Raw genomic sequence first — 25,089 nt, 5'->3', positions numbered from 1 at the left:
GATGAGCCTCATGCCAGACATGCGCCCCATCCGCGAGGACCTGCAGGCGACGCTCGACGCCCGCCGCGACCTCGGCCCCGAATACGAAGCCGCCCTGGTCGAGTCGTTCGTGGAGCGGCTCGACGCCACGATCGCCGCCCGGGTGCGCGCCGAGCTCCAGGCCCACGGCAGCGGTCCCGTCCCGGCCAGGTCCAAGAACCCGGGGGCGGCCATGATCCCGATCGCGCTGGGGTCGATGGGCATCGGCATCCCACTGACGGCCATCGCGGCGTCCCGCGGAGGCGGGCTCGGCTTGGCCATCGCCTGGTTCGCCATCGTCCTGATCAACGTCGCGGCAGCGGCCGCCATCATGCGCCGCGGCTGACCTTTCCCGAACAGTGAACGTGATTCGCACTGGCGTGCCCCAAGCGGTGGTGGGCGTGCCGGTTGCCCGCCCAGCCGCAACCGCGAACACGCCGTTACGCGACCACCGCGAGAAGCCGCTGTCGTTCCTGCTCACCGCCGGCCAGCGAGGGGATGTGCCGCAGTTCGTGCCCGTCTTGGAGGCCATCAGGGTCGCCATGGGCGTCCGCGGTCGCCAGCACGGCATCCACATCGGCGTCGACCCATCGCCGGTCCAGCCCGATGTTCGCGCGTTCCCGGTCCCATTCGGGGGATCCGATCCGCGGGGGCGGCGATGTCGGCTCTGGCACCCGGCAACCCTAAGGAACCGGGGGGCGCGGGGGCAATCGGATCCTGAAGGCGCTCGCGGGACGGGAGCTCGGCTCCTCGCGCCGATGGGCTCCGGCGCCCATCTCGGGCTTTGGCGAGCATCGGCCGGGGGCGTGGGCGTCCGAGGAGCCGAGGCCGATTCCCGTGACCGGCCGGGGGCTCCGGAACGGCGACGTCGCAGTCGCGCCGCGCGTTTGGGTCACCGCGTTCATGGAGGCGTGATCGTTTCGGCCGTCCCGGCCATCGCCGTCGTTTCGGCCGCCCCAGCCATGGCATCCGCGGTTGACGTGTGCCGGCGGGCGATGAGGAGGCAGGCGCTCGCGCTGAGGAGGACGGCGACGACGGTGACGACGCCGAGCGGGAGGATGCTGGTGGCGCCCGCGATGCCGACGAACGGGGCGGCCACCCCGCCGAAGCCGTACCTGACCGTGCCGAGCAGGGAGGACGCCGTTCCCGCCATCTGCGGGTAATCCGCCAGAGCGAGGGTGCTGGCGGGTGCGGAGGAGATCGCCACGCCGCCGGCCAGGAAGAACAAGGACGCGATGACCACCCAGAGCGGCATCGGGGTGAGGCCGGAAGTGAGGAGCCCGGCGGCACCGACGCCGGCGACGAGGATGCCGATGGCGAGGGTGCCGGTGATGCTCCATCGTTCGGCGCCGCGACCCCCGGACCACCCGAAGAACGCGAAGCCGGCTGAGTTGAGTCCGAAGGCGGCCGCGTACCACTGCGGGGAAAGGCCGTAGATGTTCTGCAGGACGTATGTGGCGCCGGCGAGATAGGCGAACACGGCGGCCCAGAGGAAGCCCTGATTGAGGAGGGCGCCGAGGAAGACCCGGTCGGCGAGCAGCGTGCGGTAGTCGCGCATGGTCTGGGCGAATCCGCCTCGGACGCGGTGGTCGGCCGGAAGTGTTTCCGTGAAGATGAACAGGGTGGCGATCAGGATGGCGGCGCCGATGACCGCGAGGACCCCGAACAGGCCACGCCAGTCGACGAGCGCGGTGAGCAGTCCGCCCAGCAGCGGGCCGACGATCGCGGCGCACGCTCCGACCACGGTGAGCCGGCCGTAGAAGCGGATCAGCTCGCCGCCGGAGTGGACGTCGCGGCCCGCGGCCTGAGCGATGACGATTCCGACTCCGCCGGTGAGACCTTGCACGAGCCGGGCGATGATGAGCACCTCGACGCTGGGGCTGATCGCGCAGAGCGCGGAGGTGACGATGTACGCGGCGACGCCGAGGCGCAGGATCCCTCGCCGCCCGAACTGATCCGAGATCGGTCCTGCGATCAACTGCCCGGCGGCCAGCCCGATCAGGCACGCGGTGATGGTCAACTGCGCGATGGAGGTCGCGGCACCGAGTTCGACCGTCAGTGCCGGTAGCGCGGGCAGGTACAGGTCCATCGAGATCGGCCCGAACACCGTCAGCAAGAGCAACAGGGGCGGCAGAAATCGCCCCGCTACAGGCTTGGACGGCGTTGTGGTCTCTGGCATCGTTCTTGCTTTCCTCGCGAGGTCGACGGGAGGGAGGCTGGGCGAAGGTCGCTACCGGGCTGTCATTCGGCCATGCGCGCACATGTCCGCTGACACACGGGGTCAGGGCTTGAGGAGGGTCTTGATGGCGCGGCGCTCGTCCATGGCCTTGTAGCCCTCGGCGACCTGTTCCAGCGGCAGGGTGAGGTCGAAGACCTTCCCGGGGTTGATCCGCCCCGACAGGACGTGGTCGATCAGGTCGGGCAGGTAGCGGCGCACGGGGGCGGGGCCGCCGCGCAGGCCGACGTGGGAGAAGAACAGCTCCTGCCCGTCGACGGCGACCTCGTGGGGGACGCCGACGAAGCCGACGTTCCCGCCGGGCCGCGCCGAGCGCAGGGCCTGCCGCATGGCCTCGGCGGTGCCCACGCACTCCAGGACCGCGTCGGCGCCGATGCCGCCGGTCAGCTCCTTGATCCGGGCGATGCCCTCCTCGCCGCGCTCGGTGACGATGTCGGTGGCGCCGAACTCCCTGGCCAGCCGCTGCCGGGGCTCGTGGCGGCTCATCGCGATGATCCGTTCCGCGCCCATCTCCTTGGCGGCGATGACCGCGCACAGGCCGACCGCGCCGTCGCCGACCACCACGGCGGTCGAACCGGGCTTGACCTCGGCGGCGTCGGCGGCGTACCAGCCGGTGCCCATGACGTCGGAGACGGCCAGCAGGCCGGGCCACAGCTGCTCGTCCGGCACCTGGCCGGTGGCGACCAGGGTGCCCTGGGCGTTGGGGATGCGTACGTACTCGGCCTGGCAGGTGCTCATGAACTCGCGGTTCAGGCAGCTGGACTGGAAGCCGTTGCGACAGTTCGCGCACGTGTTGTCCGAGGTGGCGAAGGAGCCGACGACGAACTGGCCGGGCCGGACCGCGGTGACCCCGCTGCCGACCTCCTCCACGAAGCCCACGTACTCGTGACCCATCGGGTGAGCCTCCTGGGCCGGCTCCAGGCCGCGGTAGGGCCACAGGTCCGAGCCGCACACACAGGTGACGGCCGTCCGGATGATCGCGTCGGTCGGCTTGAGGATCTTCGGGTCCGCCAGGGTCTCGAAGCGCACATCGCCGGGGGCGTGGATCACTGCTCCGCGCATCAAAGTTTCCTTACGTGGTCAGGCGTCTGGTATGCGGCTGCCGCCCGGTCGTACCGAAGGCGCAGGTGTCCGCCGCGATTCACCTAACCGGCATTCCGCGGTGGTTACGAGTTACCAGTGAGGGGTGTACTCCCAGTACATCCCTCGCTTGGCGGTGAGGCCGTACGGTCGAGGTGTGGACAATCGTGACGAGGTCCGCGAGTTCATCACCTCGCGGCGAGCTAAGATCACCCCGGAGCAGGCCGGCCTGATCGCCGGATCCCGGCGGCGCGTCCCCGGTCTGCGCCGCAGTGAGGTCGCGGCCCTGGCCGACCTGAGCGCCGAGTACTACGCCAAGCTCGAACGAGGCAACCTCGCCGGCGCCTCCGCGGCGGTGCTCGAAGCCCTCGCCCGCGCCCTGCGGCTCGACGACGCCGAGCGCGCCCACCTCCTGCACCTGGCCCAGACCGCCGACGGCTCGGACGTCCTGACCCGCCCCCGGCGCCGCGCCGCCCGGCCGCAGACGCTCCATCGCAGCCTGCAGTGGACGCTGGACGCGATCACCGCCGGACCCGCCTTCGTGCAGAACAGCCGCATGGACGTGCTCGCCGTCAACCAGTTCGCCCGCGCGTTCTTCGCCGACCTGTACGCCTCCCCGGCCAATCAGGAGAACCTGGCCCGGTTCGCGTTCCTCGATCCGGCCTCGCGCCGTTTCTACCCGGGCTGGGGCCCCTTCGCGGACATGTGCGTGGCCATGCTGCGCACCGAAGCCGGCCGCAACCCCCATGACAAAGAGCTCCACGACCTCGTCGGCGAACTGTCGACCCGCAGCGATGAGTTCCGCACCCGCTGGGGCGCGCACAACGTCCGCCGGCACGGCACCGGAACCAAGCGCTTCGACCACGCCATCGTCGGCAAGCTCACCCTCGCCTTCGAGGGTTTGCAGATGGTCGCCGACCCCAGCCTCACCATCACCATCTACACCGCCGAACCCGGCTCACCCTCCGAAGAGGGCCTGCGACTGCTCGCCTCCTGGGCGGCCACTCAGGAAGCCCGGACCCACACGGAGCCGTTGGCGGCGGACTGACCGGTTGGTGGCGAGGTCGGCGAGGGAGACCTCACCGACTGCGTAGCGCCGGCGGATGGAGCGGCAGGCGGGCGCGGGCGTCCTGAAGGCGCTCGCGGGCATCCTGGAGACGCTCGCGGGGCGGGTAGGTCGGTCAGGTGTCGCGGTCGTAGCGCAGGCGCACCTCCGCGGCCAACGCCTCGTCCTCGTGCTCCAGCCCGTACGTCCAGACGCGGCCCGCGTCGTCGACGCGGCCACGCAGCGGCAGGGTCCTGGCCAGCAGCTCGATGGCCAGCCCGCTCGTCGACGCGTCACCGCCGTCCTCCACCGCCCCCGCGAACTCCGCGCAGGCGAGCTCCAGGTGCGCGATGCCGAGCTGTACGCGCAGCCGGGCCACGTCGTCCTGGGGGGCCACCTCGAGCGCCTCCAGCAGCACCTCGGCCGCCTCCCCCGGCTCGCCCCGCTCCAGCAGCAGCTCGGCCAGTTGCTGCGCGGCGTGCGCGCCTACGTCGTCCGGCCCGGCGGCGGCCAGCGCGGCTCGCAGCTCGTTCTCCGCCTCGTCGTAGTCGCCGGCCAGCACGGCCAGCCGGGCCAGGGCGAGACGCGCGAGCGGGACGTAGGCGGCCGTGCCGACGCCCAGGACCGCCTGCCACGCCCCCCTGGCCTGCTCGGCGCGGCCCTCGCGCTCGAAGCCCTGCGCGAGGTGGCAGGCCGCCTGAGCGGCGAACTCCGGATGCCCGGTGGCCAGCGCGACCCGGGCGGCCGCCCGGGCTCCCTCCGGGTCGCCCCTCTCGTCGAGCACCACGGCCAGGCCCACGGCGGCCTGCGCCCGGTCGGGCTCCTCGGGGTCGGCGGCCAGCTCGCTGAGTATGGCCGCCGCGCCGTCGAGGTCACCGTGCTCGGCCAGGCGGCGAGCGGTGTCGAGAGGCGGGACCTGCAGCTCTGAGAACGTCAAGAGAGCTCCTTAGGCGACGGTCGGACAGAGCCTAACGAGTTCCGGTGATCATGTCTTCTCACTGGCCACGTTCGGCCTGGGTGGCGGGAAAAAATCCCGGAAAACGGACGTAGCCCTCCCCACCGAGCACAGCGGTGGAGAGGGCCACGGGCGGGTCGGTCACGGACGCTACGGCCGGGCGACTCGCGGACGCGCCAGCCGGGCGAGTGGACGCGACGCCAGGTCAGTCCTCGTACGCCTCCAGCGGCGGGCAGGAGCAGACCAGGTTGCGGTCGCCGTAAGCCTGGTCGATGCGCCGCACCGGCACCCAGTACTTGCCCTCCCGCAGCGACGGCAGCGGGTAGACCGCCTCGGTGCGGCTGTAGGGATGGGCCCACTCGTCGGCCGCGACGGCCTCGGCGGTGTGGGGGGCGTTGCGCAGCGGGTTGTCGGCCCGGTCGTAGGCGCCCGAGGCGACCCGCGCGATCTCGCCCCTGATGGCCACCATCGCGTCCACGAACCGATCGAGCTCGGCCAGGTCCTCGCTCTCGGTCGGCTCGATCATCAGCGTGCCGGCGACCGGGAAGGACATGGTCGGGGCGTGGAAGCCGTAGTCGATGAGCCGCTTGGCCACGTCGTCGACCGTGACGCCGGTCTCCTTGGTGATCTGCCGCAGGTCGACGATGCACTCGTGGGCCACCAGGCCGCCGCGCCCGGTGTAGAGCACCGGGTAGTGCGGGGCCAGCCGCCGGGCGAGGTAGTTGGCCGACAGGATCGCCTGCTCGGTGGCCGCGGCCAGGCCGTCGCCGCCCATCATCCTGACGTAGGCCCAGGAGATCGGCAGGATGCCCGCCGAGCCGTACGGGGCCGCGGAGACCGCGCCGACCGGTGAGCCGGGGCGCAGCGGGTGGCCCGGCAGGTAGGCGGCCAGGTGGCCGCGGACCGCGACCGGGCCGACGCCGGGGCCGCCGCCGCCGTGCGGGATGCAGAAGGTCTTGTGCAGGTTGAGGTGGGAGACGTCGGCGCCGAACTCGCCCGGCTTGGCCAGCCCGACCAGGGCGTTGAGGTTGGCCCCGTCGACGTAGACCTGGCCGCCCGCGTCGTGCACCTTGGCGCAGACCTCGGTGATCGTCTCCTCGAAGACGCCGTGCGTCGAGGGGTAGGTGAGCATGATCGCGGCCAGCGCGTCGCGGTGCTTGTCGATCTTGGCGTCGAGGTCGGCCAGGTCCACGTTGCCCTCGGTGTCGCAGGCCACGACCACGACGCGCATGCCGGCCATGACGGCACTGGCCGCGTTCGTGCCGTGCGCGGAGGAGGGGATGAGGCAGATGTCGCGGTGCTCGTCACCGTGGTCGCGGTGGTAGGCCCGGATCGCGAGCAGCCCGGCGAACTCCCCCTGGGACCCGGCGTTCGGCTGGATGGAGACCGCGTCGTAACCGGTCACCTCGGCCAGCCACTCCTCCAGGGTCTCGATGAGGTGGCGGTAGCCCGCGGCCTGCCCGACGGGCGCGAAGGGGTGGATCCCGGCGAACTCCGGCCAGGTGATGGGCTCCATCTCGGTGGTGGCGTTGAGCTTCATCGTGCAGGAGCCGAGCGGGATCATGGACCGGTCGAGGGCGATGTCCTTGTCCTGGAGCCTGCGCAGGTAGCGCAGCATCGCGGTCTCGGAGTGGTGGCTGTGGAAGACGGGGTGGGTGAGGTAGCCCGACTCCCGCGTCAGCGCGGCGGGCAGCGTGTCCAACCCGTCGTCGGCGAGGAGGCCGGCCACCGGCCCGCTGACGCCGAAGGCGGCCGCGACCTGCTCGAGGTCGGCCGCGGTGGTCTTCTCGTCGCAGGCGACGGAGACGTGGTCGGCGTCGGCCTGCCACACGTTGACGCCGCGCTCGGCGGCCTGCCGGACGACCTCGGCGGCCCGGCCGGGCACCCTGGCCAGCATGGTGTCGAAGAACTCCCGGTGGACGACCTCGACGCCACCGCGGCGCAGGCACTCGGCCAGCGCGGCGGCGTGCCGATGCACGCGGCCGGCGATGCGGCGCAGTCCGTCGGGCCCGTGGTAGACGGCGTACATGCCGGCGATGACGGCCAGCAGGACCTGCGCGGTGCAGATGTTGCTGGTGGCCTTCTCCCGCCTGATGTGCTGCTCGCGGGTCTGCAGGGCCAGCCGGTAGGCGGGCGCGCCGTCGGCGTCGACGGAGACGCCCACGAGGCGGCCGGGCATCTGCCGCTGCAGTCCTTCGCGTACGGACATGTAGGCGGCGTGTGGCCCGCCGAAGCCGAACGGCACGCCGAAGCGCTGGGAGGAGCCGATCGCGATGTCGGCGCCGAGCTCGCCCGGCGCGGTGACCAGGGTCAGCGCGAGCAGGTCGGCGGCGGCCACGACCAGCGCGCCCGCGGCGTGCGCCCGCTCGGCCACGGCGCGGAAGTCGCGCAGCCGGCCGGAGGCGCCCGGGTATTGGACGAGCACGCCGAAGCACTCGGGCAGTTCGCCGTCGAGCGTGTCCTCGACCAGCGTGATGCCCAGCGGCTCGGCGCGGGTGGCCAGCACCGCCTTGGTCTGGGGCAGGGCGTCGGCGTCGACGACGAACACGTCGCTCTTGGACTTGCCCGCGCGCCTGGCCAGTGTCATCGCCTCGGCGGCGGCCGTGCTCTCGTCGAGCAGGGAGGCGCCGGCGACGTCGAGCCCGGTCAGGTCGGAGACGACGGTCTGGAAGTTGAGCAGCGCCTCCAGGCGACCCTGCGAGATCTCCGGCTGGTAGGGGGTGTAGGCGGTGTACCAGCCCGGGTTCTCCAGCAGGTTGCGGCGGATCACCGCTGGGGTGATCGTGTCGTGGTAGCCCAGGCCGATCATCGAGGTGAGCACCCGGTTGCGGTCCGCGATGGCCCGCAGTTCGGCGATGACCTCGGTCTCACTGGCCGCGGCGGGCAGCGAGAGACGGTCCTTGATCCTGATGGACTCGGGGACGGCCACCGCCACCAGGTCGGCCACGGACTCGAAACCCACGGCCTCGAGCATGCGCTGCTGCTCGGATTCGGACGGGCCGATGTGCCGGGTCGAGAACGGCGGAGCTGACAGATCGGTCATGGAAGGTGCCTCCCGAGGGCTATGGAGACCGGCGCCTGGGCGCGGGCGAGTGCCGGATCTCCCCCTCTGTCATGGCGACCTGAGAGCTTCACCCCCATGAGGGCTTGCACCGTCGGTGAGGCGCGCCTGGCGGGCGTGCCTGCTTTCCAGAGTTGCCTACCCCGAGCGGTACGGGTGCCTGAGAGATTCCGGGGAGGGTTGCTCCTTCGGCGCCCCGGGACCAGCCCGGGACTCTCCCGCAGGGGGTCGTCAGCCTTGCGCCTCTAAGGTTACTACCGGATTGCTACCCTATGCGGCGCGCCCGTCGCCGCTGGGCCAGCTCGTCAGCGGGGTGGTCGGCCGGGACGCTGTCCTCGACCGCCGCCCTTTCCCCCGGCAGCTCCGCGAGGGAGCCCTCGACCTCGCGCCAGACCCGGCCGAGCGCGATGCCGAACACGCCCTGACCGCCCTGGAGCAGATCGATCACCTCGTCGGCCGAGGTGCACTCGTAGACGCTGACGCCGTCGCTCATGAGCGTGATCTGCGCGAGGTCGCCGACCCCGCGGTCACGCAGGTGTTGTACGGCCGTACGGATCTGCTGGAGGGAGACTCCGGTGTCGAGGAGCCGCTTGACGACCTTGAGCACCAGGATGTCGCGGAAGCTGTAGAGCCGTTGGGAGCCCGAGCCGTGCGCGGCTCTTATCGTCGGCTGGACCAGCTCCGTGCGCGCCCAGTAGTCGAGCTGCCGGTAGGTGATGCCGGCCGCCGCGCACGCCGTCGGGCCGCGGTATCCGATGTCACTCGGCAGTGTCGTGGGCTGCTCGTCGAAGAGCAGGCCCTGCTCTCCGGCACGCTGCCGCGCACTCTCACGCCGCACCGGATCTTCCTGGCCGGCCGTCTTTCCCTCGCCGCTGCTGACCGCCACGCGGACCTCCGGCTTTCTCTCATCCCATGGCCTGATCTGGGGGTTCGTAAAAGCGCGGCCATGGGTTTCACTTGCACCGTAGGACCGTGACCATGCGCAGTCAACGATCCCGCTCGGCGCGTCGTGAAGCGTAAATGCACTGAAATACCTACCCCGCCCGGCCAAAGTCTTCGGGGGTGATCGTGTCAAGGAACTCCCTGAACTTCTCCACCTCGTCCTCTTGGTCGTCGGGGATGATCACCCCGGCCTCCTGGACGACCTCCTCACTAGCGAAGATTCGTGCTCCGGTGCGCAAGGCGAGCGCGATCGAGTCGGAGGGCCGCGCGCTCACCTCGACGCCGTTGGAGAACACCAGGTCGGCGAAGAAGATACCGTCACGCAGGGCGACGATGTTGACCGCGCGCAGGCCCACGCCAAGAGCGCTCAGCACGTCCCTGAACAGGTCGTGCGTCAGTGGCCGGGCTGGAGGCTCCTCCGCTTGGGCCAGAGCGATGGCCGTGGCTTCGGTCATCCCAATCCAAATCGGCAGGAACCTCTCCCCGTGTGCCTCCTTGAGCAAGACGATCGGCTGATTTGTGGGCATCTCTACGCGGACGCCCACGACCTCCATCTGCAACACGGGCTGCTCCATATTCGACTGGTCGGCGACCCCGGCACAGCTATTGAGCCGGTCCGCTTCTGCATTTCAACGTAACACCCGAGGGGCCTTGTATGTCCCGCTGGTCCGGTCATCGGCCTAGAACGGTTCGCACGCCCGTACGCACCAGAGCGGCGTGCAGGTCGAGCAGCAGCGCCGACAGCTCCCTCGCGGCCTCGTCGGCCTCTCCGATGGCCCCTGGGGCCCGGCGTTTGAGTATGGGCGCGACCGTCTGCTCCACCAGACCGCACTCGCGCTCGGCCGCGGCCTTGACCGCGCGCAGATGCCGGGCGTGCAGGCCGAACCGGGCCAGGGCGCCGACGCTGCGCGCCACGTTGAGCGCCTCCTCGTCGTAGCGCCTGGCCGTCGCCGAGAGCAGCCCGTAGTCCTCGAGCTCGGCCAGTGTGTCCTCGTCGAGCCCGGCCGCCTCCAGCAGCTCGGCGCGGCTCAGCCGCACCTCCCGCGTCTCCGGCCGGTCGCTCACGGCACGCGGGCGGCCGAAGTGCTCGGCCATCTTGTCCTTGATCACCCGCAGCGGCAGGTAGTGGTCGCGCTGCTCGGTGAGGATGTAGCGGAGCTGTTCGACGTGCAGGTGGGTGAACTTGCGGTAGCCCGACGGGCTGCGCTCCGGCTCGATGAGCCCCTCGCCCTCCAAGAAACGGATCTTGGAGATCGACACATCGGGGAACTCGCCCTGGAGCATGGCGAGCACCTCCCCGATGCTCATGTGCGAGCGTGCCGCCTGCGCGCTCATGCGGCTTCCTCCGCGAGCCGCATGAACGCTGTGACTATCGGTCGCTCGCTGGGCTCGCTCATGCGCCGGCGGCGGTCCGCATCAGGAAGACGAGGCGGAACTTGCCGATCTGCACCTCGTCACCGGAGTGCAGCGGCACCTCCTCGATGCGCTCCCGGTTGACGTAGGTGCCGTTGAGGCTGCCCACGTCGCGCACGGAGAACTGGCCGCCGCGAAGGCGGTAGAACTCCACGTGCCGCCGGGAGACCGTGATGTCGTCCAGGAAGATGTCACTCTCGGGATGGCGCCCCGTGGTGGTGAGGTCCTTGTCGAGGCGGAAACGGCTCCCGGCGTTGGGCCCCCTGGTCACGGTGAGCAACGCCGCGCCAGGCGGCAGTTGCTCCACCAGCGCGCGCTCGGCGAGGAGCATGTCACCGGTCTCAGCCTCGTACGCCTCGATTCCCGCGACAGAGATCGTCGATGTGGTGTCGCCGGCGACCTCGGTTCTGGTCAGCGGTGACCCACAACGGGAACAGAAACGGGCATCCTCGGGGTTGGCGTGCCCGCACTGCGTGCAGTAGACGCTCGGCATCGATCGGCTCGGCCTCCTACCGCGAAGACGCGGCAACGGGGATCTGGGCGCGCCTCGCTTCGCTCTTCAAGTTTGCGAATGCCGCAACTTACGCTGATCAGCGGCAAAGGTCAAGGCGGGGCGCTGGACGACGGGTTCGGACGGTGACAAAGTTACCGCCGCCCGAGCCCCAAGGTCCATGCCGCCGCGCGTTCTAACATTACGATCTTGCACGTTCCGGCGCCACCGATCCACCAGTGTCACCCTCCGTGATGATTCTATGCGAATTGCCGTACGGATTTCGGTCCCGAGGCTCAGGAGGCCGCCTCCTCGACCACGCGGGCCCAGTGCTCCAGGAGCGACTGCGCGGTGTCCACGTCGGCGGCCTCGGCCCACAGATCGGTGACCGGCTCGGTGGCGGCGGGCAGGATCAGCACCCAGCTCCCGTCCTCGGCGGCCACCCGCACCCCGTCGGTGGTGTCGACGCGGCAGCCGTCAGGCTCGGCCTCGGCCGCCTCGATGACCGAGCGCATGACGGCGCCCTTGGCCGCCCACGGGGTCGGCACCGTACGCTTGAGCAGCTTGGCCTCGGGGATGCGCGCGTCGATCTGGCTGAGCGAGAGCCGGGTGCGGGCGACCAGGCCGAGCAGCCGCATGAACGCCGCCACCCCGTCGATCGCCGGACCGAACTCGGGCACCACGAAGCCGCCCCTGCCGTCGCCCGCGAAGATCATGTCTTCGTCCACCGCGGCCGAGGTGAGGGCGTCGACCGCCGTGGAGGTCCAGCGCACCTGCACGCCGTGGAAGCGGCAGACCTGCTCGGCGACCCTGGTGGTGGTGACGGGCAGCGCCACCCGGCCGGTCCTGCGCTCGGCGGCGATCAGGTCCAGCACGACGAGCAGGGCCCGCTCCTCGCCGATCAGCTGGCCCATCTCGTCCACCAGCGCGATGCGCTCCCCCACGGGGTCGAACCGCACCCCGAAGGCCGCCCTGGAGGAGCTCACGAGCTCCGACAGGCGCTGCAGGTCCCTGCGGCGCTCGGCGAACGTCTCCGTGGGCGAGATGTCGTCCAGGCGGGCGTTCACGGTGAGCACGTCGACGCCGAGGCGGCCCAGCAGCGTGGGCAGGACCAGCGCGGAGGTCCCTCCGGCGCAGTCGACGACGACCTTCATGTCCCTGATGCCGGTCATGTCCACGCAGCGCAGCAGCTCGTACGCGTAGTCCTCGACCGCCCTGGCGGGAAAGCGGAGCTCGGCGATCTCGCCTGGGAAGGCGCGCCGGAACTCCTGGCGGGAAAAGACGCGCTCCAGCTTGCGCTGGGCGGCCGGGGGCAGGTCGGCGCCGCGGTCGTCCATGATGACGATGTCGATGCTCTGCGGGTCGCCGGCGGTGGTGCGCAGCGCGATGCCGCCCGCGGCCGACTCCCTGGCCGTGTGGAAGCGGGCCACCGGCAGCGGCGCGGCCTCCAGATCGAGGACGTTGATGGCGCTGGCGTTGAGCGCGCCGATCACGGCCCGCTTCAGCGCCCTGGCGGCCAGCGAGGAGTCGCGCGAGGTGACGACGTGCTCGCCCTTCTTCAAGGTGGTGGCGTACGCGCTGGCCAGCCGTACGCACAGCTCGGGGGTGATCTCCACGTTGACCAGGCCGCTGACGCCGCGGGGACCGAACAGGCTGCGCTGGCCACGCGACTCCCAGATGACGCTGGTGTTGACGACGGCGCCGGCCTCGATGGTCTTGAACGGGTAGACCTTGACGCCGCTGGAGACGTACGCCTCGGGCTCGATGACGCACTCGTCGCCGATGACGGCGTTCTCCTCGATGCGGGCCCCGGCCATCACGTCGGTGCTCTTGCCGATCACGCAGCCGCGCAGGTGGCTGCCCGGGCCCAGGTAGACGTTGTCGTGGACGACCGCCCGGTGCAGGAATGCGCCTTCGCGCACGACCGTGTTGTTGCCGAGCACGGTGTACTCGCGCAGCTCGGCGCCGGCCTCGACCTTGGCGTACGCGCCGACGAGCAGCGGGCCCTTGAGCACCGCGTCGGGGTCGACCGAGGCCGACTCGGCCACCCAGACGCCCGGCGAGACCTCGAAGCCGCCGATGTCCACGGCGACCCGGCCGGACAGGACATCGGCCTGGGCCTTGAGGTAGCTCTCGTGGGTGCCGACGTCCTCCCAGTAGCCCTCGGCGACGTAGCCGAAGATGGGGGCTCCGCGCTCCAGCAGGGTGGGGAAGACGTCGGCCGACCAGTCGACGGGCTCTCCCGAGGCGACCGCGTCGAGGACCTCGGGCTCCATGATGTAGATGCCGGTGTTGACGGTGTCGGAGAAGACCTGCCCCCAGGTGGGCTTCTCCAGGAAGCGCTGGACCCGGTTGCCCTCGTCGACGATCACGATGCCGAACTCGAGGGGGTTGGGCACCCGTTTCAACCCGATAGTGACAAGCGCCGAATTTTCACGATGAAAACGGACCATATCCGACAAATCGATATCGGTCAGGGCGTCGCCGGAGATCACCAGGAATCGGTCGTCGCGCAGGCGGGCCGCGGCGTTCTTCACGCTGCCCGCCGTGCCCAGCGGAACGTCCTCGGTGGCGTATTGCAGGCTCATGCCGAGTTCGTCGCCGTCGCCGAAGTAGTTGCGCACGAGCGCGGCCAGGAACTGGAGGGTGACCACGGTCTCGGTGATGCTGTGCCGTTTGAGCAGCCGCAGCACGTGCTCCATGATCGGGCGGTTGACCACGGGCAGCAGGGGCTTGGGCTGGTTGGCCGTCATCGGACGCAGCCGAGTGCCCTCTCCACCCGCCATGACGACCGCCTTCACCCGATCACTCCTCCTTGGCCGCGGTTACGAGCCGTCGTACCTGTACCCCATACAGCACCCCCGACCACCAGTACAGGCCCGTTCCCCAGAGCGCAAAGGCCCACCCGACAATTCGTGCTATATCGGCATACCACCCAGTGTGGGAGGCAAGGAAGAGCAGAGGGAAGGCGTACATCAGGTTGAACATGGCGGCTTTGCCCAGGAAATGCACTTGAAGTGCCTTGTAACCGCTCTTCCGAAGTACGGGAAAGAAACACGCGACGAAGAGTTCGCGACCCAGGATGATCGCCACCAGCCACCAGGGAATGACGTCGCGCACCAGCAGCGCCAGGATCGTGGCGAAGACATAGAGCTTGTCGGCGGCCGGGTCGATGATCCGGCCGAGCCTGCTCATCTGGTTGAAGGCGCGAGCGATCTTGCCGTCCAGCCAGTCGGTGAATCCGGCGACCGCGAGCACAAGGATCGCCCAGGCGTCCGCCTTGGGTCCCAACACCAGCCAGAGGAAGACAGGGACGCCGAGGAGGCGCAGGAAGCTCAGCAGGTTCGGAACCGTCCAGATCCGATCCTCGGCGGAAGTTTCGCTCACGCTGCCGACCCTACTGCGTCGGCTTTCTCCGCAGCGGGGTAGGCATCGGCTCGTCCTTCCCGGCGGCACTCCCGACGACCTGGCGGCACTCCCGACGACCTTCCCGGCAACTTTCCCGCCGGCACTCCCCGCGGCTCTCTCGGCTGCTCCCCCGCAGCTCTCTGGGCGACGCCACGCGGATCGGCGCGTCGCGAGAGGTTAGCGTCGGCCCTCACTGCGCAGGTGTAGCGGATGAAGCGGAACATCCTGATCGTGATGTGCGCGGGTCTGTTCGTCGTCCTGCTGGACGTGACCATCGTGAACGTGGCGCTGCCGTCCATCGCGGCCGGCCGGCACGCCGGGCTCGCCGACCTGCAGTGGGTGGTCGACGGCTACCAGATCGCGCTGGCCGGGCTGCTGCTGACGGGTGGCACGCTGGGCGACCGCTTCGGACACCGGCGGGTGGTGCTGGCGGGGTTCGCCCTGTTCGGCGTGGCGTCGGCGGGCTGCGCGCTCGCGCCTGGCGTCGGGGCCCTGGTGGCGGCGCGGGCGGTGCAGGGCGTGGGCGCCGCGCTGCTCCTGCCGGGCACGCTGGCGGTCATCACCCGTACCTTCCCCGGCGACCGGGAACGGGCCAGAGCCATCGGGGTCTGGGCCGCGGTGGGCAGCGCGGCCCTGCCCGCCGGGCCGCTGCTCGGCGGGGTACTGATCCAGGTGTTCGGCTGGCCGTCGATCTTCGCCATCAACGTGCCGATCATCCTGATCATCTTCGTGGCGGTACTCCGGGTCGCTCCGGCCGACGAGCCCGAGCGCCGGCCGATCGACCTGCCGGGCACCGTGACGGGCGCGGGGACGCTGCTGGTCCTGACGTACGCGGTGATCCAGGCGGGGCGTGACGGGCCCGACTGGCGGCTGTTCGCGGTCGCCGCTGCGCTGCCGGCCGCGTTCGTGGTGATCGAGAGCCGTCGGGAGGAGCCGATGCTGCCGCTGGGGCTGCTGCGGCGCCCCTCGATCGCGGTCGGCACGATCGGCTCGGCGACCATGAACTTCGGGATCAACGGCATGATGCTGCTGATCACCCTGTACCTCCAGGGCGTGCTGCGGCTGTCCCCGATGACGGCGGGCGCGGCGCTGCTGCCGCTGTTCGCGCCGCTGGCGCTGCTGGCCGCCCCGTTCGGGCGCCTGGCCGGCCGGTACGGGCCGCGTCCCGTCATGGTCGCCGGGCTGCTGGTCCTGGCGGTGGGCATGGGGCTGCTGCTCCTGGTACGGCCGGCCACGTCGTACCTGGTGCTGCTCCCGGCGCTGGCCGTCATCGGACTCGGCGCGGCGCTGCTGACACCGAGCGTGGTCGCCCTGGCCATGAGCGACCCACCGCCCGGCAGGGAGGGGCTGGTGAGCGCGATCAACAACACCGCCCGGCAGGCGGGCGGCGCGATAGGCGTCGCGGTCTTCGGCGCGATGGCGGGCGCTCCCGGCGGGCCCCGCTTCATCGGCGGGCTGCATGGGGCGGCGGTGGTGGCGGGAGTGGCCTACCTCGGCGTGACGGCCCTGACCCTGGCCCTCGGCCTCACCACCGGCCACCCCACAACCCCATCGTCTGAACGCTCCCAGACCCGCACCTGACAACTCCAGGCCCGCATCTGACCGCCCGCCCCAAGACCCGCGTCCGACGACCGACGCCAAGCCGCCCCGCCCCGAGCCGCCCTGGGCCGGACCGCCCTGGGCCGGACCGCCCTGGGCCGGACCGCGCCACCCGAGATCCGCCACCGCCATCGGGAGCCTCCGCCACCGGGGATCGGGCCCCGATCGCTGAGGCCGACGGAGGTGATCGGTGGGCGGGGTCAGTCGGCCTGCGGGACGGTTGGCCGGAGGCGGGCGGTCAGGGCGGGCGGGTCAGGTGCGGAGGAAGCTGTGGGTGTGGCCTACCGGCTCGAAGCCGAGCCGTTCGTAGAAGTCCTTGGGCCAGTCGGCGGCGTCGGCCAGCAGGAACACCAGCTCGCTGCCGGCCGCCTCGGCGAGCAGCGCCCTCATCAACGTGCGGGCGTGCCCCCGGCCCCGGTGGCGATCCCCCGTGTAGAGGTCCTCGATCTGTGTGACGGCGCCGTTCCGGTAGATGTCGGCTCGGGCGGCGAGTTCGCCGTCCTCGGTCCGTACGCCGCGGAAGCCCACCGTGTCGGCGCCGCGTAGCCGCTCCTCCACACGCCTGGCGAGTTGGTCGATCACGTCGGTGGTGGCCTCGGGCAGGGTCTCGCGCCAGCCGGCCCGGAGCGTGGGCAGCAGCGCGGGCAGGTCGAGGTGCTCCACGGGTGCCGCGTCGTGCGGGAACTCGCCGCGGAAGACCATGACCAGGTTCGTCTCGTGCGTGTAGCCCGCGGCCTCGAAGGCGGGCGCGTACGCCCGGCCCAGGCGGTCGTCGTCGACGTTGACCAGCCGGTGGGCGTGCCCGGCGAGCACCTGGTCGGCCGCCTTCAGCGCCGCGCCGGGATCGTCGCCGGACCAGATGACGAGCTTGTTGTCGTCGTACGAGCCGGGGTAACGGTCGTTGAGGACGGCGAATCCGCCGGGCACCTCGACGATCCGCCCCGCCTTCCGCCGGGTGAAGTCGTGCGTGAAGGCGACACTACGGGCGAAGTCGTGCGCGAAGGCGGCACTACGCGCGGAGTCGGGCATTAACGCGTCGCTATGGGCGAGGTCATCCTGAGACCTGGCATCCACACCGCCGAAACCGCCGGTCATGGGCGGGCCGCCGTGATGAAGCGTTTGATGAGGTCGGAGTCTTTCACCCCGGGCGCCACCTCGACCCCGCTGGACACGTCCACGCCCCACGGTGCCGCGGCGGCGACCGCCTGGGCGACGTTGGACGGGTCGAGGCCGCCCGCGAGCAGCCAGCGCCCCGAGGGGCGGCCGCGTACCGCCGCCCAGTCCCAGGGCTCGCCGGAGCCGGGGCGGGGCGCGTCGACGATGAGCAGGTCCTCGTCGTAGGCGCCGCAGCGCAGGTCGGCTTCGGCGTCGACGGCCCTGACCAGGGTGTGGCCGAGATCCTTCAGCGCGGTGAAATCGCCGTGCGGATGCCGGCCGTGCAGCTGGACGCCGCGCACCCCGGAGGCGAGCGTGGCGGCGCGGACGGCCTCAGGGGTCTCGCCGCGGAACACGCCGACCGTGAGGACGTGGGCGGGGACCGCCGCGGCCAGCTCGGCGGCCCGCTCGGGGGTCACCTGACGAGGGCTTCGGGTCAGCACGAACCCGATGGCGTCGGCGCCCGCCTCGACGGCGGCCGCCACGTGCTCGGGCTCGCTCAACCCGCAGATCTTCACGTACACACCGTCGACCCTAACGGCGAACGGCCGCGACCAGGACCCCGGCAACTCCGAACAGCGCGCGGGTCAGGGGCCTCGACCAGCGTGCGGGTCAGCTCGGGGGATCACCCGGAGGGCCGCCGCGGGAGTGGCGGAGGGGCTGGCGCAAGGGGTGGTGTACCGGGCGGAACGCCGCGTCCACCAGGCCGGTGCGGTAGGCGACGACGGCGGCCTGGATCCGGTTGCGCAGCCCCAGCTTGTCCATGGCGGCGGCGACGTGGGACTTGACCGTGGTCACGCCGACACGCAGCTCCTCGGCGATCTCCGCGTTGGACAGGCCGGTGCCGACCAGCGCCAGCACCTCCAGCTCGCGGTCGGTGAGCCCGGCGGGGACCGGTACGCTCGCCGCCTCCTCGGCGGCCAGGAAGCGGGCGACCACCCGGCGCAGCACGGAGGGGGCCAGGAGCTGCTCACCGGTCGCGGCCCTGCGTACGGCGTCGACCATGCGTTCGGGCTCGTCGTCCTTGACCAGGAAGCCGACGGCGCCCGCGCGCAGAGCGGCGTAGACGTTGGAGTCCTCGGCGAACGTGGTGAGCACGACGATCCTGGCCGCCGGCCGCGCCACCAGGATCCGCCTGCTCGCCTCCAGCCCGTCGACCCTGGGCATGCGCAGGTCCATCAGGATCACGTCGGGCAGGTGGAGGTCGGCCAGGCGTACGGCCTCGGCGCCGTCCACGGCCTCGGCCACGACCTCCATGTCGCCCGTGACCTGCAGGAGCATGCGCACGCCCGCGCGTACCAGCGCCTGGTCGTCGGCGACCAGCACGCGGATCACGCGCCACCTCCCGTGAGGCCCCCGGCAAAGCGGTCGGTGACGCACCCCACGCGTCCGGCCACGGGCTCGGTGGCGTGCGGGGCGGTGGGCATGGTCGCGGTGAGCAGCCAGCCGCCGTCCTGGTCGAGGCCCGCGGTCAGCGTGCCGCCGAGCGCGCGGACGCGCTCGCGCATGCCGGCCAGGCCGCGGCCGGACGAGGGCAGGCGTTCGATGGTGGTGGGCGGGGAGCCGTTGCGTATGTGTACGGTCAGCCCTTGGCCGGCGGAGGTGACGGCGACACTCACCTGAGTGCCGGGGCCGGCGTGCTTGAGCACGTTCGTGAGACCTTCCTGGACGATGCGGGCCGCGGAGGCGCGGGCCACGAGGGGAGCGTGCGCGGTGGCGGGGTCGAGCTCCAGCTCGACCTGGAGGCCGGCGGCGGTCATCCGCTCGGCGGACTCGCGTATGAGCGCCGCGGGGTCGGCGGCCATGTCGGGGCGGCGGCCGGGGTCGCGCAGCACGTCGAGCAGCCCGCGCAGATCCTCCAGCGCCTGGTGGCCGGTCTCGCGGATGTCGGCCAGCGCGTCGGCGACCGGCCCCTCGGGGGCGGCGTAGCGGGCGGCACTGGCGCGCAGGACCATCGCGCCCACGTGGTGAGCCACGATGTCGTGTACCTCGCGGGCGATGTTCTCGCGCTCGAGGAGCTGGTCGGCGCGTACCTGGGCGACCGCCAGCCGCGCCGACTCGCGCAGCCGCAGCCCCTCGGCCTCGGCGGCCGCCTGCCGTAGGCCCAGGTAACGGCCGATCGCGACGGGTGTGGTCACCAAGGCCATCAGGACGGCGACGCGGAACGCGGTGACCTCGGTCGAGTCCTGGACGATCGCGATCGAGGCGAGCATGGTGCAGGTCACGTAGGTGACCGTGATCCAGGCCCAGGAGGCGATCCGCATCGCGAACACGCAGAGCGCGATCAGCGTCAGGATCAGGCAGGTGGTGACCGTGTCGTTGAGATACTGGTCGGCGGCGATCAGCAGCACGCTCTGGAACATGAACACCAGTCCGGGAAAGCGCCGCGCGACGCCGAGGGAGAGCCCGCCCAGCACCGCGAGCAGTCCCACGACCCAGACCGGCTGGGTGCCGTTGTGCCAGTCGGTCCAGGTGCTCAGCACCGTGAAGGCCACCCCGCCGCCGGCCAGCAGCACGTCCGGGGTGAGGTCGGCGTCCTTCAGCCGCCCGGCGGGGCCGCGCAGGTAGGCGCCGATGAGGACGGGCAGGGCGGGGACGAGTACCGAGTACATCCACGCGTTCGTGGTGAACGCGATGCCCGGGTCGGCCAGGTTGACCGCGGTCGCGACGATGGCCGAGCCCAGCCCCAAGCAGGTCGGCCGCCAGCCCGAGCGGTAGGCGACCAGGCCGACGGAGACGCAGAGCAGCATCTGGGCGGTGTTGGAGGTGAACGACCCCACCTGGTCGGTGAAGACGAGGAAGGCGGCCAGGTAGAGGCTCACCGCCAGCGGCGCCCGCCTGACCAGGCCCATGGGCGCGCCCACGCCCACGGCCATCGGGATCACCTCGTTGCCCGGCAGCAGCGCGGAGCCGCCGCCCTTGGCCGACAGCAACACGTCGAGAGCGGTCCCCGCGGCCGCGAGCACAAGGTCGAGCGGCACTCCACGCCATCGCATGCGCCCACGTTATCCGGGTGCCGCGCACCCGCCGGACCTACAGCCGGACCTCCCGCCGCTGCTCTCGCCGAAGCCCGCCGCTCCTCCCGCCGGAGGAGGCGGTCTCCTCCAAGTGGCCGCAGCTTCGTCCCTTGGGGGGACGAAATCGGGGCGAGAACTCCCTTACGTTTGTGGTATGCCCAATGACACCGCAATGTTCCTCGGCCAGTTCCTGCGCGCTCCGGCCACCATCGGGGCGCTCGCGCCCAGCTCACGGTGGCTCGCGGCGGCGGTCTGCGCGCCGGTGCCGGAACGCGGCGAGCCGACCGTGGTCGAACTCGGCCCTGGTACGGGGCCCTTCACCGCCGAGATCCAGCGCCGGCTGGACGGGCGCGGCCACCACTTGGCCGTGGAGGTCAACCAGTCGCTGGCGGCGTTGCTGGCCGAGCGGTTCCCCACCGTGGACGTCGCGAACGACGACGCGACCGACCTGCGCCGCCTGCTCAGCGAGCGCGGCCTGCGGCAGGCGGACGTGGTGGTCAGCGGGCTGCCCTGGGCGGCCTTCCCCGATGACCTGCAGCGCGGGCTGCTCGGCGCGGTGGCCGCGACGCTGAGCCCGGCGGGGGCGTTCACCACCTTCTCCTACATCCACGCCGTCCCGCTGAACTCGGCGCGCCGCTTCCGGGCGCTGCTTGCCGAGCGGTTCGAGGAGGTCGTGCGGGGCCGTACGGTGTGGCGCAACGCGCCTCCGGCGTTCGTGTTCCACGCCCGCCGGCCTCGACCCTGAACAGAACTTACTTCTACGATGGTGTGATGGATTTCACGCTTCCTGAGAGCGCCCTGGCCGTCCAGCGCGGCATCGGCGACATCTGTTCACGCTATGACCTTGACTACTGGCAGCGGTGCGAGGCGGACAAGCGCTGGCCAGAGGAGGTCTGGGCGGAGCTGGCCAAGGGCGGGTGGCTGGGTCTGGCCGTGCCCGAGGAGTTCGGCGGGGGCGGCCAGGGGCTGCTGGAGCTGGCGGTGGCGACGGAGACGCTGGCCGCCTCGGGGGCGGCCGGCGGCTCGGCGTTCACGTACGTGCTGACGCCCGGGTTCGGCGCGCTCACCCTGGCCAGGCACGGCGCTGCCGAGCAGCGGGCGGAGCTGCTGCCCCGGCTGGCCACGGGTGAGGTGGAGACGTGTTTCGCGCTGACGGAGCCGGACGCGGGCTCCAACTCGCTGGCGATCACGACGGCGGCCAGGCGTGACGGCGACGACTACGTGATCAAGGGTCAGAAGATCTGGATCACCGGCGTGCAGCGGGCCACCTGGATGCTGCTGGTCACCAGGACCGTCCCGGCGGCCGAGGCCAGGCCGCGTACGCACGGGCTGACGGTCTTCCTGGTGAACGTGCCGGAGGCGGTGGCGGCCGGGCGGCTGTCCTACCAGCCGATCCCGAAGCTCGGCGCCAACACGACGCCGTCGAACATGGTGTTCATCGACGACCTCCGGGTGCCCGCCTCCAGCGTGGTGGGGCAGATCGACCAGGGCGCCGCGGTGCTGTGGGACATCCTCAATCCCGAGCGGGTCCTGCTCGCGGCCTCCGCGCTCGGCGGGGCCGAGGTCGCGTTGCGGGTGGCGGTGCGGTACGCCAAGGAGCGCGAGGTGTTCGGCCGGCCGATCGGCGCCAACCAGGCGATCGCGTTCCCGCTTGCCCAGGTCAAGGCCAAGATCGAGCTGGCCCGCCTGATGATCTACAAGGCGGCGTGGTCGTTCGACCGGCACCTGCCGTGCGGCACCGAGGCCAACATCGCCAAGCTCACCGCCTCACAGGCGGCGTGGGAGGCGGCCGACGCCGCGTTCCAGACGCACGGCGGGATGGCGTACTCGCTGGAGTATCCGGTGGCCAGGCTGCTCACGGACGCCCGCATCGGGAAGGTGGCGCCCGTGACGGAGGAGCTGCTGCTCAACTACCTCGCGACCCAGGTGCTCGGGCTGCCACGCAGCTTCTGACCGATCGACGGCACTGACCGACGTGGTGTGGCCGACGGTGTGGCCGATCTGCCACGCGCACCAGCGACCGGCGCGGGCCGCGGCTTCGTCTCCCGGGGCGGCGTTCTCGGCCTCGGCGGACAAGCCCGATCCGGCACTGGTGCGGCAGCAGCCCTTCCACACCGTCCAAGGGTCACGCCTACCCTGGGCACGCGGGTGAAACCGCAGGTCAGCCGAACTCCGGTGACCGTTTCTCGCGCACCGCCCGCACACCCTCCACCACGTCGGGGCCGCTGAAGCCGAGGAACTCCATGGCCAGCGAGGCGTCGAAGGTGGGCCCGGCCATGCGCAGCCAGTTGTTCAGGGAGTATTTGGTGAGGCGGATGGCCTCCTGGGAGCCGGCCGCGAGCCGCATGGCGATCTCCATCGCCTTGTCGTGCACCTGGTCGTCGTCGACGCACAGGCTCACCAGGCCCATCCGCTCGGCCTCCGCGCCGGTGACGGGCTCGCACAGCAGCAGATGGTATTTGGCCTTGGCCAGCCCGCACAGCAGCGGCCAGATGATCGCGGCGTGGTCGCCCGCCGCGACGCCGAGCCTGGTGTGGCCGTCGATGATGCGGGCGGTGCGCCCGGCGACGGAGATGTCGGCCAGCAGGGCGACGGCCAGCCCGGCGCCCACCGCGGGCCCCTGGACGGCCGAGACGATCGGTTTGGCGCAGTTGAGCACGTTGTAGACGATGTCGCGGGCCTCGGCGAACACGCGCAGCCGGGTGGCGTGGTCGCGGGTCATCTCCTCGATCATCGACAGGTCGCCGCCCGCGGAGAACGCCTCGCCCTCTCCCCTGATGACCACCGCCCGGACGGAGTCGTCGCGGTCGATGTCGCGCCAGATCTCGGCCAGCTCGCGGTGGCCGGTCATGTCGACGGCGTTGCGCCTGCGCGGCTCGCTGATCGTGATCCGCAGCACGCCGTCGGCGGGCGTGTCGATCTTCAGCTTCTCGTACGCGCTCCCGTACGTCACAGAGCCTCCCGCAGCCGGTCAGCGACGTAGTCGCGGGCCTCCACGGCCTGGTCGAACAGGCCGGGCAGGCCGAAGAAGCCGTGGACCGCCCCGTCGAACCTGCGCGTCTCGACGGGCACCCCGGCCTCGGCCAGCCGCGCGCCGTAGCGCTCGCCGTCGTCGCGGAGCACGTCGTATTCGGCGGTCACCACGGTCGCGGGCGCCAGCCCCGCGACGGACGGCAGCCGCAGCGGGGACAGCCGCGGATCCGCCGGGTCGGCCTGGCCGGCGTAGGTGCCCAGGAACCACGCGAATTCCTCGCCGTCGAGGCCGAAGCCCGTGGCGAACTCGGTGTGGCTGGGGGAATCCATGGCCGCGTCGAGCGCCGGGTAGATGAGCACCTGGTGGGCCAGGCGCAGCCCGGCGTCGCGGGCCTGCCAGGCGGCCACGGCGGCGAGGTTGCCGCCGGAGCTCTCGCCCATCACCGCGACGCCGCCGTCGCACTGGTAAAAGGCGGGGCGGGCGAAGATGTCGCGCACCACGGTCCAGGCGTCGTCGGCCGCGGCCGGGAACGGGTGCTCGGGGGCCAGCCGGTAGTCGACGGAGACGACCACCGCGCCGGTGCGGATGGCCAGGTCGCGGCCGAGCGCGTCGCTGCGCTTGATGCCGCCGCTCACCCAGCCGCCGCCATGGAAGAAGACCACCACGGGCAGCGCGCCGTCGCCCCGGTCGGCGCGGTAGACGCGGATGGGCACGTCCTCGGCGCTCTCGTCGCGGACGAAGGGCAGGTGGGTGAGCGGCCCGCGCTGGGGCGCGAGGTCGTCCCGGGCCCGGGCCTCCTGGATCCCGGCCAGGTCCATCCCGGCCGGGCCGGGGCCGGGATCGGACATGTAGCGCTCGACGAACTCCTGCGCCTGGGGGTGCAGTGGCATGATCGAAGCCTAGCGGGCCGCCTCCACGAGCGCATCGAAGAGCCGTCCGTCCTCGGCCCGCTCCGGGTGCCACTGCACGCCGACCCCGAACCGGTGGCCCTGCAGCTCGATGCCCTCGACGATCTGGTCCTCGGCCCAGGCCACGGCCAGCAGCCCGTTGCCGAGCCGGCGTACCGACTGGGTGTGCGGCGCGACCACCTCGACCTTGTCGCCCACCGCCTTGCCGAGCTTGCTCGACACACTCACCTGGATGACGTGCGGCGTGCCCGGCTCGGCGTGCCGCTCGTTGTCGAGCACCTCGGGCAGCCAGGGGATCAGCGTGCCGCCCTGGGCGACGTTCAGCACGTGCATGCCGCGGTCGATGGCCAGGATCGGCACATCGGCCTGTACGGCGGCGCGGGCCAGGGCCAGCTCGAACCTGTCGCGGTGCCCCTGTGCCTCGGGTACCCGCTCGTCCTGCTCCTCGCCGTAGGCGCCGCCGCCCACCTCGACCCCGCCGGCCAGCACCAAGCCCCGCAGCCCTCGTACGTAGTCGTCGATCGCGTGCAGGTTCAGCGGCGGCAGCACCACGGGGGCGCCCCCGGCGCGCTCGACGGCCTTGGCGTAGGACGGGGGCGACAGCACCGCCTCCCGCACCCAATCGCCCCAGCGGGCGGCTTCGAAGTAGGCGGTGATGCCGATCAGCGGTCGGGACATGCGATCTCCAGGGTGCCTGGTGGAGTACGTGCCGCCGCCGGTGGTAACGACGGCCGCACGCCCATCATGGCGTACACCATTTCGGTTATGTCACCTCTCCTGAAGATCCC

Annotated in this window: 23 protein-coding genes and 1 riboswitch; of the genes, 5 read left to right on the top strand and 18 right to left on the bottom strand. The window is 71.5% G+C overall.

Going from position 1 to position 25,089, the window contains the following annotated elements; genetic code table 11:
- Positions 1-10: 10 nt before the first annotated feature.
- On the top strand, positions 11-364 hold the full coding sequence (locus AB0L53_RS33790; RefSeq protein ID WP_364002635.1) for a hypothetical protein: 354 nt from the start codon (positions 11-13) through the stop codon (positions 362-364).
- A 94-nt stretch (positions 365-458) separates the two neighbouring features.
- Here AB0L53_RS33790 and AB0L53_RS33785 read toward each other — a convergent pair whose 3' ends face one another.
- From AB0L53_RS33785 to AB0L53_RS33775, 3 genes are all read right to left on the bottom strand, one after another.
- Complete coding sequence (locus AB0L53_RS33785) at positions 459-692, bottom strand: hypothetical protein (protein WP_364002632.1); 234 nt, start codon at positions 690-692, stop codon at positions 459-461.
- A gap of 227 nt (positions 693-919) precedes the next feature.
- Positions 920-2,197 (bottom strand): multidrug effflux MFS transporter, encoded by a 1,278-nt coding sequence (locus AB0L53_RS33780; RefSeq protein WP_364002629.1) that lies wholly within the window; start codon positions 2,195-2,197, stop codon positions 920-922.
- Positions 2,198-2,299: 102 nt separating this feature from the next.
- Positions 2,300-3,316 (bottom strand): zinc-dependent alcohol dehydrogenase family protein, encoded by a 1,017-nt coding sequence (locus AB0L53_RS33775; protein ID WP_364002626.1) that lies wholly within the window; start codon positions 3,314-3,316, stop codon positions 2,300-2,302.
- A 175-nt stretch (positions 3,317-3,491) separates the two neighbouring features.
- Here AB0L53_RS33775 and AB0L53_RS33770 point away from each other — a divergent pair, with 175 nt between their 5' ends.
- Positions 3,492-4,382, top strand: a complete 891-nt coding sequence (locus AB0L53_RS33770) for a helix-turn-helix transcriptional regulator (RefSeq protein WP_364002623.1) — start codon at positions 3,492-3,494, stop codon at positions 4,380-4,382.
- A gap of 133 nt (positions 4,383-4,515) precedes the next feature.
- Here AB0L53_RS33770 and AB0L53_RS33765 read toward each other — a convergent pair whose 3' ends face one another.
- The 8 genes from AB0L53_RS33765 to AB0L53_RS33730 form a co-directional block, all read right to left on the bottom strand.
- On the bottom strand, positions 4,516-5,316 hold the full coding sequence (locus AB0L53_RS33765) for a tetratricopeptide repeat protein (protein ID WP_364002621.1): 801 nt from the start codon (positions 5,314-5,316) through the stop codon (positions 4,516-4,518).
- A 223-nt stretch (positions 5,317-5,539) separates the two neighbouring features.
- Positions 5,540-8,377 (bottom strand): aminomethyl-transferring glycine dehydrogenase, encoded by a 2,838-nt coding sequence (gcvP, locus tag AB0L53_RS33760; protein WP_364002618.1) that lies wholly within the window; start codon positions 8,375-8,377, stop codon positions 5,540-5,542.
- 156 nt (positions 8,378-8,533) lie between these two features.
- Positions 8,534-8,626, bottom strand: a riboswitch (glycine riboswitch).
- A 34-nt stretch (positions 8,627-8,660) separates the two neighbouring features.
- Entirely contained in the window at positions 8,661-9,281 is a 621-nt protein-coding gene (locus tag AB0L53_RS33755; RefSeq protein ID WP_357953000.1) for a MerR family transcriptional regulator, read from the bottom strand.
- Positions 9,282-9,429: 148 nt separating this feature from the next.
- Positions 9,430-9,900, bottom strand: coding sequence for a bifunctional nuclease family protein (locus AB0L53_RS33750; protein ID WP_214634355.1), 471 nt, complete (start codon positions 9,898-9,900; stop codon positions 9,430-9,432).
- A 109-nt stretch (positions 9,901-10,009) separates the two neighbouring features.
- Positions 10,010-10,672, bottom strand: a complete 663-nt coding sequence (locus AB0L53_RS33745) for a MerR family transcriptional regulator (protein ID WP_364002614.1) — start codon at positions 10,670-10,672, stop codon at positions 10,010-10,012.
- 58 nt (positions 10,673-10,730) lie between these two features.
- The gene (locus AB0L53_RS33740) at positions 10,731-11,243 is read right to left on the bottom strand and encodes an FHA domain-containing protein (protein ID WP_357645236.1); all 513 of its coding nucleotides are present in this window, start codon (positions 11,241-11,243) and stop codon (positions 10,731-10,733) included.
- A 293-nt stretch (positions 11,244-11,536) separates the two neighbouring features.
- Positions 11,537-14,041, bottom strand: a complete 2,505-nt coding sequence (locus AB0L53_RS33735; RefSeq protein WP_364002611.1) for a mannose-1-phosphate guanyltransferase — start codon at positions 14,039-14,041, stop codon at positions 11,537-11,539.
- Positions 14,042-14,045: 4 nt separating this feature from the next.
- A complete protein-coding gene (locus AB0L53_RS33730; RefSeq protein WP_357953009.1) occupies positions 14,046-14,627 on the bottom strand; it encodes a CDP-alcohol phosphatidyltransferase family protein in 582 nt (193 codons plus the stop codon).
- Between the two features lie 231 nt (positions 14,628-14,858).
- Here AB0L53_RS33730 and AB0L53_RS33725 point away from each other — a divergent pair, with 231 nt between their 5' ends.
- Complete coding sequence (locus tag AB0L53_RS33725; protein WP_364002606.1) at positions 14,859-16,229, top strand: MFS transporter; 1,371 nt, start codon at positions 14,859-14,861, stop codon at positions 16,227-16,229.
- 270 nt (positions 16,230-16,499) lie between these two features.
- Here AB0L53_RS33725 and AB0L53_RS33720 read toward each other — a convergent pair whose 3' ends face one another.
- The 4 genes from AB0L53_RS33720 to AB0L53_RS33705 all read right to left on the bottom strand — a co-directional run bounded on the left by AB0L53_RS33720 (position 16,500) and on the right by AB0L53_RS33705 (position 20,398).
- Positions 16,500-17,276, bottom strand: a complete 777-nt coding sequence (locus AB0L53_RS33720) for a GNAT family N-acetyltransferase (protein WP_364002603.1) — start codon at positions 17,274-17,276, stop codon at positions 16,500-16,502.
- 62 nt (positions 17,277-17,338) lie between these two features.
- Positions 17,339-17,926, bottom strand: coding sequence for a phosphoribosylanthranilate isomerase (locus tag AB0L53_RS33715; RefSeq protein ID WP_364002600.1), 588 nt, complete (start codon positions 17,924-17,926; stop codon positions 17,339-17,341).
- An 88-nt stretch (positions 17,927-18,014) separates the two neighbouring features.
- Entirely contained in the window at positions 18,015-18,737 is a 723-nt protein-coding gene (locus AB0L53_RS33710; protein ID WP_364002597.1) for a response regulator transcription factor, read from the bottom strand.
- Positions 18,734-20,398, bottom strand: a complete 1,665-nt coding sequence (locus AB0L53_RS33705; protein ID WP_364002595.1) for a histidine kinase — start codon at positions 20,396-20,398, stop codon at positions 18,734-18,736. Before AB0L53_RS33705 ends, AB0L53_RS33710 begins: the two co-directional genes overlap by 4 nt.
- 175 nt (positions 20,399-20,573) lie before the next feature.
- Between AB0L53_RS33705 and AB0L53_RS33700 the strand changes: the two genes are divergently transcribed.
- A complete protein-coding gene (locus AB0L53_RS33700) occupies positions 20,574-21,164 on the top strand; it encodes a methyltransferase domain-containing protein (protein WP_364002592.1) in 591 nt (196 codons plus the stop codon).
- 26 nt (positions 21,165-21,190) lie between these two features.
- Positions 21,191-22,372, top strand: coding sequence for an acyl-CoA dehydrogenase family protein (locus AB0L53_RS33695; protein ID WP_364002589.1), 1,182 nt, complete (start codon positions 21,191-21,193; stop codon positions 22,370-22,372).
- A 208-nt stretch (positions 22,373-22,580) separates the two neighbouring features.
- On the opposite strand, the gene AB0L53_RS33690 is transcribed toward AB0L53_RS33695, so the two are convergent.
- The 3 genes from AB0L53_RS33690 to AB0L53_RS33680 are packed head-to-tail and all read right to left on the bottom strand — an operon-like array spanning position 22,581 to position 24,979.
- Entirely contained in the window at positions 22,581-23,372 is a 792-nt protein-coding gene (locus AB0L53_RS33690; RefSeq protein ID WP_364002586.1) for an enoyl-CoA hydratase/isomerase family protein, read from the bottom strand.
- The gene (locus AB0L53_RS33685; RefSeq protein WP_364002583.1) at positions 23,369-24,283 is read right to left on the bottom strand and encodes an alpha/beta hydrolase; all 915 of its coding nucleotides are present in this window, start codon (positions 24,281-24,283) and stop codon (positions 23,369-23,371) included. Before AB0L53_RS33685 ends, AB0L53_RS33690 begins: the two co-directional genes overlap by 4 nt.
- Positions 24,284-24,292: 9 nt before the next feature.
- A complete protein-coding gene (locus tag AB0L53_RS33680) occupies positions 24,293-24,979 on the bottom strand; it encodes a gamma-glutamyl-gamma-aminobutyrate hydrolase family protein (protein ID WP_364002580.1) in 687 nt (228 codons plus the stop codon).
- Positions 24,980-25,089 lie beyond the last annotated feature (110 nt).

The sequence above is a fragment of the Nonomuraea sp. NPDC052129 genome (assembly GCF_040680095.1).
Lineage (GTDB): Bacteria > Actinomycetota > Actinomycetes > Streptosporangiales > Streptosporangiaceae > Nonomuraea.
The sequence above is the reverse complement of the archived record's forward strand: the minus strand, read 5'-3'. Positions and strand labels throughout refer to the sequence as shown.